The organism is Acinetobacter sp. RIT698, from assembly GCF_009668065.1.
Classification (GTDB): Bacteria; Pseudomonadota; Gammaproteobacteria; order Pseudomonadales; family Moraxellaceae; genus Acinetobacter; species Acinetobacter guillouiae.
This window is the reverse complement of sequence record NZ_WJYH01000046.1, coordinates 25,084-33,056: the sequence shown is the minus strand read 5'-3', so window position 1 is coordinate 33,056 and position 7,973 is coordinate 25,084. Positions and strand designations below refer to the sequence as shown.

Sequence of the window (7,973 nt, the reverse complement as noted above, 5' to 3'; positions counted from 1 at the left end):
AAATAGCAGTGGTATGACTGAAAAGGTATAAACATATACCACATTATACATGGAAAATTACATTAATAATTCTGATAATGGGTAATACTGATGTATTCCCTTAATTATATCGTTTTGAATTTATTTATATTTTAAGGAAGTGCAAAAGTTTTTGTCTGGAGGATAAGACAAAGAACACCTAGAACTTACACAACAAGAATTTCAAAGATTCAGGAAAGGATTTCCCATGTTAAAGCTAAATCTGCTTTATAGAACTCAACGAGTTGCACTTTATACGCTGTTTGGATGTCTGAGTATAGATGCTGCTTATGCCGAGTTTTTAGAAGAGAGTAACACCAGTATTTATTTACGCAATTTCTATAATGAACGTGACTACGAAGATACCAAACATGACCTCGGCAGTTGGTCGCAGGCGGCATCTGGGCGCTTTGAATCGGGTTATAGCGACACTGCGCTACAAGTCGGTTTGGATTTTGGTTTTCAATATGCCCTACGTTTAAATGATCGTTATGATGAACGTTTAGATACCGTTTTTAAATATGACAAAAGTGAAGCCCAACAAGCACGGGATTATTTAAAATTAGGTGCCACCTTAAAACTTAAATATCAAAATACAGAGCTTAAAGTGGGGGAGCTTTTTCCAAAAACACCGGTTTTATTTATTGATGATTCTCGACAATTGGTGACGACCTATGCTGGGGTAATGCTAGAAAGCCAAGACATTCAAAATTTAAAACTGTCCGCAGGCCGTTTTACCCATGTTAATGCTCGAGATGATGATGAATATAGAAAATTCACTTTGGGCAACTCCACAGATCCCAACAAAAGAAGTGATGGTTTAAATTTTATCGGATTAGACTATAAGCTCACCCCAAACTTCACTGGTTCATACTGGTTTGGTCAGTTGGAAGATATTTATCAACAACACTATTTCAATGCGGTTTATACAGAAAAAGTCAATGAGACCAAGCTAAAAGTAGATGCGCGCTATTTTAATTATAAAGAGGATGGCGATGCTTATTTTGGAAACATCGATGTGCAGTCTGTAGGATTACAAGCGAGTGCACAACATGGGCCAAATACCTTTTTAGCGGGTGTGCAAAAACATTTCGGTGAGGACAATATTCCACTTTTAAATGGTTATGTCCCGCAAGGATATTTACAAACTTGGTCTGCAATTGCATTTTATAAAGCGAAAGAGTTTACTTGGCATGCCTTATATAGTTATGACTTTAAAGATCATGGCGTACCGGGCTTGAAACTGACCTTGCGTTATTTAAATGGTAGTGACATTTATCGGGCTGGCTTTAAGGATAATAAAGAAACCGAGAAAAATTTGATTGTAAACTATACTGTTCCAGAAGGATGGTTAAAAGGTCTTGGAGTGGAATGGCGCTATATTGATGCTGATATTAAATATGGTGTTGGAAACCTTCCAGGTAGAGATTTTGTGGAAAATCGTTTTATCACAACCTATACCTTTAAATTCTAATTTTTGCTTAATCCGATAAATCGAGTGATGCCCCCTATTAAAAATATGAGGCATCATCTTTAGCAGTCAGGACATTTAAGCGTCCAAATAAATAAGGATAAGCATAGTTAAATGCTTATCCTTTCTTCGCTAGTCAGATCATCAATAGGTATATGCCTAATAGGCAAAACTAAGCATTAATCTAAACAACCCCGCAATTAGAGCCAATGCTGCAAAACCGAAACACCACAACAAAATAAACCATGTTGCAGGGTTGAGTTGTTTGATGTATTTATTCATCTAAAACTCCTTGATCAATGGTAGCCTTCATCACCAATACGGACTTTGTCTCGGAAAACCCAGTAAGACAAAAAGGTATAAGCGATAATAATTGGGATCAGAATTGCCGCACCGACCAAAGTAAATTTAAGACTTGATTCTGGTGCAGCGGCTTGCCAAATTGAAACTGAAGGTGGAATGATATTGGGCCATAAACTAATTACAAATCCAGTAAATGCCAGAAAAACCAATGCCAGCGTATAAACAAAAGGTTTAATCTCATGTCGTTGCTTACAAGCATGTAAAATTAAACCAGAAAAGAGTACAACTAAAATAGGCACAGGGCTGAAATATATAAGGTTTGGTAATGCAAACCAGCGCTGGGCAATTTCAGGATGTGTGATCGGGGTATAGATACTGACGGCAGCAAAAATAATCATTAACGTAATTAACAGCTTTGGCATCAGCGTATACATGATGTCTTGTAAACGCGCTTCCGTTTTTAAAATCAACCAGCCACAACCTAAAGTGGCATACATGACAACAACACCTAAACCAGTGAAAAGTGAAAAAGGGGTAAACCAATCCCATACACCGCCACTATAAATACCCGCAGTGGTTTGAATACCTTGGATATATGCACCAAGGATAACCCCTTGGAAAAAGCTAGATAAGATCGATCCCCAAATAAAGGCTTGATCCCATAAGTATTTGGTTCGAGTTGCTTTAAAGCGGAACTCGAAGGCAACACCACGGAAAATCAATGCGACCACCATAAATATAATGGGAAGGTATAAAGCAGAGAGTACCGTAGAATAGACCAGCGGAAAGGCTGCAAATAATCCCGCGCCGCCAAGCACCATCCATGTTTCGTTACCATCCCAGACAGGGGCGACCGTATTCATCATGACATCACGTTCTTGTCGGTCTGTAATAAATGGAAAGAGAATTCCAATGCCTAAATCAAAGCCATCCATCACTACATAAATCAGTACACCTAAACCGATAATGCCGACCCATATTAAAGCGAGATCAATCATGATGTTTCTCCTTATTTTGATCTAGCGGCGCTTGTTGTCCATCGATTGGATCATCCACAGCACTGAGGGGGCGTAATGGGGTTTTAAAATGCCCTAAACCTGTTATTTCAGTATCTAAATGAGTTAAAAACTCAGGTCCAGATTTCATGAGTCTGAACATATAATAAATCCCTGCACCAAATACAACGGTATACACCAGTACAAAAATGATCAGACTGAGTCCCACTTGGTCTGCTGTTACGGTATGCGATAACGCATCTTTGGTACGTAATACGCCATAAACCACCCAAGGCTGTCTTCCTACTTCTGTTGTAACCCAACCTGCGAGTAAAGCGATATAACCCGTTGGGCCCATCACAATGGCAAATTTATGAAACCATGTAGACTCATAGAGTCGATTCTTTTTGCGTAGCCATAAGGCTGTTAAAGACAGCAGCACCATTAACATGCCAAGACCCACCATGACACGGAAGCTCCAGAAAACGATGGCTACATTTGGACGATCTTCAGCTGCAAAGTCCTTTAATCCAGTGACTTCGCCATCTAAGGAGTGGGTTAGAATCAAACTGCCTAAATAGGGAATACCGAATTCAGTTGTATTTTTTTCTTGTTGCATGTTTGGTGTCGCAAACAGCAGAAGTGGCATCGCATGGTCACGGTTGGTCTCCCAGTGTCCTTCAATTGCTGCCAATTTCGCTGGTTGGTGTTTTAAGGTATTTAAACCATGGTTGTCGCCAATAACTACCTGTAAACAAGAAGTTACCAGTACCATCCATAAACCCATAGAGAATGATTTTTTAATTAATTCATCACGACGACCTTTAAGCAGATGCCAGCCAGCTGTGCCCACAACCAATAATGAAGACACTAAAAATGCAGCTGTTGCCATATGTGCAAAGCGATAGGGGAACGATGGGTTAAATACAATTGCCCACCAGTCCGTCGGAACAATGATGCCATTTTCTATTGCAAAGCCTTGTGGTGTTTGCATCCAACTGTTAGAGGATAAAATCCAGAACATGGAAATACAGGTTCCAATGGCGACCATAAGTGTGGCAAAAAAATGGGCTTTTGCGGTGACTCGGCCCCAACCAAAAAGCATGATTCCTAAGAAGCCTGCTTCTAAGAAAAATGCGCTTAAAACCTCATAGGTGAGTAATGGTCCCGTCACACTCCCTGAGATACGCGAGAACTCACTCCAGTTGGTACCAAACTGGTAGGCCATGACAATGCCTGAAACAACACCCATAGCAAATGCAACAGCAAAAATCTTAATCCAGTATTTGAATAGGTCTTTGTAAACAGGGTTTTGTGTCCGCAACCACTTCCATTCCAGCAGTGCAAGGAAACAGGCTAAACCAATAGAGGTTGCAGGGAAAATAATGTGAAAAGACACAGTGAAAGCGAACTGAATTCTTGCCAGTTCTAGTGCAGTTAATCCGAGACTCATTGCATGCCCCATCGTTGCTTGAGGCAGTGGACCACTATAGACCCATGACCGTCATGATTAAGTTTGGAAAAAACCATAGATCGTTCCATAAAAACTACCTACTTAGAAATAATGGAGATCTTGCACCATTATTTAGTTGGGATGTAGGTACAGAAAATGAGGAGAAAAAATATAACAGATTTTTAAAACATGGCTAAACTGTTATATTTTTATCGGCTGCTTTTGTAGCTATTTTTTTTCTTTAATGCACTGCAAACTACGGATATATCACTCAATTTTAAGTTAAAAAACGGTATGTACCGTTAAATTTAGCCTGAGTCATGATGAATATACGGATGTAAATGACAGTGTTTTATACAATATCTGAGTTAACCACCATTAAGCGCGCGAGCTACCAAATCAGCTTGATTATAGCGATTTGGGGTTTTGCATATATGTTGCAAAAACTGTTGAATTTACCCATTGCATCAGGTGTTTTAGGTTTTTTTATATTGCTGATTTTATTGAAAATGCAATGGCTTAACTTGGAAAAGGTGAGTCTAGGTGCAGATATTCTATTGGGTGAGCTGTTACTGTTTTTTATTCCACCAGTGGTCGGTGTGATTCAGTATCAGCAATTGCTTTTGATCAGTGGTTGGAAAATATTTCTGGTGATTTTACTCAGTACCGCTTTGGTGATGGCAAGCTCTGTGTTGATGGTGAAAATATTCTTGCAACAGGATGATATGGAATGACGGAGTTGTGGGGAATTTTTTACTTGCTTTGGACGGTACTGTGTTACTTCTTGGCAAAGCGCTTATTTGTTTTTACCCAGAAAATATATTTTTCTCCGATTATTGTGGTGCCGAGTCTTAGTATTATTTTGATCTTTATATTTCAGCATCGCTTTCAAGACTATTACCTATACACCCAATATTTGGTTGCCATGTTAGGACCAATTACAGTGGCATTTGCGATTCCTGTATTTCGTTATAGAGCGATCGTCAAACAATATTTTTTCGTTTTAATCGTCAGTTCTAGTGTGTCTATGCTGGTGGGGATCTTAAGTAGCTGGCTATTGGCAAGTATGTTCAATTTCGACGAAATTTTGAAAAATAGTCTTTTGGCACGTTCGATTTCTATTCCATTTGCCTTGGAATTGACTGAAAAAATTGGCGGCTCAATCAGTTTAATTCCCTTGTTTACGGTCATAACAGGCTTAGTGGGGATGTTATTTGGTGATTTTTTACTGTTATGGATGCGCTATAAAAACCGTATTGCACAAGGCGCCGCTCTAGGAAATGCCGCTCATGCGATGGGGATTGCGCGAGCAAGACAACGTCATGAGTTAGAAGGAGTGATTGCCAGTCTATCCATGATTATTTCAGGAATCATCATGGTGTTATTTGCGCCCTTTATGATTTCATTGATTAAACATATTGTTTGATTTTATTTAGATTGAAAAATAACATTTAAGAATGAAGTCTAGACTGTATTTAAAGATAGTATGTAATGTGAAATATAATTGATTTACATGAATATTTATTTTAAACCTCCGTATAGGATTTTGTGATGGTGCTGGTTTTGCGCTACATATTTAATTGTATTTAGCCCTTGTCATATTCTAGAGAGGGTGATTTTATATTGGGATCATCAACGGGATGATCGAAAGCAACTGCTGGATTTGGAATAGGCTTATGGATGGGTTATCTGAATTTTCTTGGCAAAATATTAAATATAACTTTTACAATACTGGAGAACTGCCAGAGCTTGTGCAACGAGATTCACCTATTTTACAGCTTTGGGAAAGTGCAAAAAATTCAGGCCTAAGCCCTTTCTCCAAAATCACTGACTTAGACGAGTTTTCTGTCGCTGACCTTTCACAGGGTGATATAAAATTAGCCGCATTGGCTGAAGGTGTATTAAATGATGTCTGGCGCTTATTTGGGCAACAGGATGTTATCGTTTTCTTAATTAATCATCAGCTTAAAATTATTGCTGAACGTCACAATCCTGATTTAGATGACCAATATCATTATTTATGCACGGGTCGTATTATTGAGCCCTCTGTGTTTGGTGCGATTGCACCGACATGTAGTGTGATGTCTAAACAGCCTATGATCATGACAGGGCATCAACATTATCTGGATGAATTTTCAAATTATTCATGTGCATCGGTTCCGATATTCAATGGCTGTGGTGATGTACTCGGTGCTTTAGATATCACTTCACCACAAGGGCTTTTGGCGAGCAATTGGTTGCGTCACTTACTTTACCAAAGTTATATTTTGGAAAATAAGATTATTCAGGCAGCACTACAACCTGATCAACGGGTCCTTTATTTTCAACATTCCAAAGATTTGCTGAACAATGCCTATACGGGCATGATCGTACTGGATCAATCAGGAAAAATCCTCAAAGCCAACCAAATGGCGTTGAAACTGCTGAATTGTTCTATTGAGCAATTGTTGCAGCAACCAATGGATCATTTTTTACTCACTGAGCATTTGAATCCATTAAATTCGAGTGATTGTTTTTTAATTCAAAGTTTTGACCATGCATTTTTTTATGCCCAGCTACGTAGTGTGAATGGGCAGTTGCAGAATAAAACAAGCAAAATCACGACACAGCATTTGCTTGATCAAGCGCTGAAAGCATTAAAAGCCGATATTCCTGTATTGATTACCGGAGAAACCGGCACAGGTAAGGATCATTTTGCTCAGCAGTTACATCAGAAGCTCGATGTAGATTTACCTTTTATTTCGATTAATTGCGGTGCAATACCAGATCATTTGCTTGAAGCAGAATTATTTGGTTATGAAGGCGGCGCTTTTACAGGTGCTAAACGGCAAGGCGAAAAAGGTTTAATTGAACTGGCAGATCAGGGCATACTCTTTCTCGATGAGATTGGTGATTTGCCTTTACATTTACAAGTGAAAATTTTAAGAGTGTTACAAGATCAGCAGTTCTATCGGGTCGGAGGACGTAAACCAATCAAGTCAGCATTTAAACTGTTATGTGCAACACATCAGGATTTAAAAAGTAAAATACAACAGCAGTCATTCCGCCGTGATTTATATTATCGTATTTGCGGTTTTCAGGTACATTTACAACCCTTACGCTTACGTCAAGATAAACAGGTTATTTTACATCACATTCTGGATCAATTTGGCATAGCGCAATGGTCGAGCCATGTAGAACAACAATTTGAAAGGCACACATGGGAAGGAAATATTCGTGAATTAATTCATGTGGTGAAGCTATCCGCAGCGTTTAAAGACAGTGAAATTTTAAATCATTTATATTTACCTGAAGCTGATTTAGCGATTCAGCAGCAAAGTAAGCAACTGATATTAGATGAAAATAAAAACTTAAATAGCTTGACCAAGCAAATGATTGTGCAGGTGTTACAAGAAGAAAATGGCAATATCGCAAGGACAGCGAAACGCTTAAACATTTCAAGAACAACGATATATAAATATATTGGCAATTAATTGTAATTTTCTATTCAACCCTTTAGTTCATTTTTTATAAATTCAGCTGAAAGAGAGCCTGAAAAATTCAAGATGATCAATCCTTTACTTGTCCATGTGGGTTTTTCTATTAATTAATAGTCTTATAATTAATAGAATGAAAAGGACTAAAGTTATTAACAAATATGTATTCCCTTGGAATATATGAGAATTATATCCTTTATAAATAAACGTTGGTAAAAGTTCTTGTTGTGTATAACCAATTGAAGATTTTTCAAAAA

7 protein-coding genes are annotated in these 7,973 nt (G+C 38.3%); 4 read left to right on the top strand and 3 right to left on the bottom strand.

Features of this window, described 5'->3' with window-relative positions:
- Positions 1-226 precede the first annotated feature (226 nt).
- The gene (locus tag GJV03_RS17175) at positions 227-1,492 is read left to right on the top strand and encodes an OprD family outer membrane porin (protein WP_154130664.1); all 1,266 of its coding nucleotides are present in this window, start codon (positions 227-229) and stop codon (positions 1,490-1,492) included.
- Between the two features lie 156 nt (positions 1,493-1,648).
- Here the strand turns inward: GJV03_RS17175 and GJV03_RS17170 are convergent, their stop codons facing one another.
- The 3 genes from GJV03_RS17170 to GJV03_RS17160 are packed head-to-tail and all read right to left on the bottom strand — an operon-like array spanning position 1,649 to position 4,240.
- A complete protein-coding gene (locus GJV03_RS17170) occupies positions 1,649-1,771 on the bottom strand; it encodes a DUF2474 family protein (protein WP_004721553.1) in 123 nt (40 codons plus the stop codon).
- Positions 1,772-1,785: 14 nt separating this feature from the next.
- Positions 1,786-2,790, bottom strand: coding sequence for a cytochrome d ubiquinol oxidase subunit II (gene cydB, locus GJV03_RS17165; protein WP_154130663.1), 1,005 nt, complete (start codon positions 2,788-2,790; stop codon positions 1,786-1,788).
- Positions 2,783-4,240, bottom strand: coding sequence for a cytochrome ubiquinol oxidase subunit I (locus tag GJV03_RS17160; protein WP_154130662.1), 1,458 nt, complete (start codon positions 4,238-4,240; stop codon positions 2,783-2,785). The genes cydB and GJV03_RS17160 overlap by 8 nt, the downstream gene beginning before the upstream one ends.
- A 341-nt stretch (positions 4,241-4,581) precedes the next feature.
- Between GJV03_RS17160 and GJV03_RS17155 the strand changes: the two genes are divergently transcribed.
- The 3 genes from GJV03_RS17155 to GJV03_RS17145 all read left to right on the top strand — a co-directional run bounded on the left by GJV03_RS17155 (position 4,582) and on the right by GJV03_RS17145 (position 7,713).
- Positions 4,582-4,974, top strand: coding sequence for a CidA/LrgA family protein (locus GJV03_RS17155; protein ID WP_154130661.1), 393 nt, complete (start codon positions 4,582-4,584; stop codon positions 4,972-4,974).
- Positions 4,971-5,666, top strand: coding sequence for an LrgB family protein (locus GJV03_RS17150; protein ID WP_154130660.1), 696 nt, complete (start codon positions 4,971-4,973; stop codon positions 5,664-5,666). Before GJV03_RS17155 ends, GJV03_RS17150 begins: the two co-directional genes overlap by 4 nt.
- Positions 5,667-5,916: 250 nt before the next feature.
- On the top strand, positions 5,917-7,713 hold the full coding sequence (locus GJV03_RS17145) for a sigma 54-interacting transcriptional regulator (RefSeq protein ID WP_154130659.1): 1,797 nt from the start codon (positions 5,917-5,919) through the stop codon (positions 7,711-7,713).
- Positions 7,714-7,973 lie beyond the last annotated feature (260 nt).